This window comes from Synechococcus sp. WC101 (genome assembly GCF_047461555.1).
Classification (GTDB): Bacteria; Cyanobacteriota; Cyanobacteriia; order Thermostichales; family Thermostichaceae; genus Thermostichus.
On the sequence record NZ_JANSHG010000296.1, the window covers coordinates 1 to 1,308 of the forward strand.

Here is a 1,308-nt window from a genome sequence, read left to right on the forward strand (position 1 = left end):
CTACAAGGCGCTACCGAATTTTACCAGATTTGCTCTCTTTGGTTGAGGCCGTCAAGCCCTTGACACTCCCAGCGCCTGAAGGCAGGGGATTCTTACGCAGCCCAAAATGGACTGGCGAAGGCGCTGTCAAGACGCCCCTAGATAGTCTTTTGAGGCATAACCTCAAAGTTCTGCTTACTTCGGAGGACTTCAGTTCCTCCAGGTTAGTCATTGCCGCGCGGGTTTGGCACCGCAGTAGGTTGTTTTCCTGGAGAAGCTCTAAAGAAGCAACTAAAGTGGCTCAAGGGCTTTTCCGCCCCGTCCTCAAGTACGGGGCTACCAAGCTATCCTTTTGTGTCAAAAGGAATGTGTGGGCACTGCCTGCCTGCTTGGGAAGACGACAGGACACAGCTCCTTACCGCTGGGTGAGGGCGGCCAGGAGCGATTGCACCTGCTGGACATGGGCGCTGGCCGTGGAGCCCCTTTCTTGATATTGAGCCAGCTCTGCCTCCAACTGAGCCAGTTGTTCCGCTAACTCCGCCCAGCGATCTCGCTCGGGGTAGAGGGTGGCCTGCAGATGGTTGAGGCGGCCCCAGGTTTCTGCCATCGCCTGGGTGCGGGCCCGCAGGGATCCCTCCTCTTGCTGCAACTGTTGCCACTGCTGCTGCAATTCCTGCTGCTGGCGGGCCAGTTGCTCTTGTTGAAAGGGCAGAGAGGATTCCAGTTGGTGGACGAGGGTTTGCAGGCGGCTTTTTTCTTGGAGAAGCTCCTGCTTCTGGCTGCCGATCTGCTCCAGGATCGGCCCGATATCGACCTGAACTGGGGCGGCAGCCTGATTTTGAAGCTGCCTAAGGCGGGCTTCCTGGCGGGCCAGCTCCTCGTATTCCCGTTGCAGGTTTTTCTCCTGAGGCAGCAGGGCTTCCTCTAGGGCGCTGCAGGCAGACTGGGCGTAGTCGATATCCAGTTCGATGTCGAACCGCTCCTCCGGAGAGGCGGTGGCCAGCCGCTCTTGCAGCTCCCGCAGGGTTTGCCGGTTTTGCTCCAGCTCGGCCCGCTGTTGGCTGACTTGGGCTGCCCGCTGCTCGTAATCTCGGCGCAGTTGGCTCACCAAGGCCGCCAGCTCCTCGACCGAGATCGCAGACCCTGAGGCACCTGACCCGCCGTTGCTGCTGCCATCGACGATGAAGTCGTACTCCTGCACCAGGCGATAGGCTTTTTGGTACAAGCTCTCTTGGGATTGCAACTGCTGAAGGATCCTCTGCAGTTGCTCCTGATAGGCTCGCAGGGATCCCTGGCGGGCATGCCATTCGGCTTGGCTCTGCTCCAGGG

Annotated in this window: 1 pseudogene; it reads right to left on the reverse strand. The window is 59.4% G+C overall.

The features are described from left to right. Positions 1-394 precede the first annotated feature (394 nt). A pseudogene (locus NW809_RS12620) lies at positions 395-1,308 on the reverse strand (hypothetical protein); the annotation flags it as partial.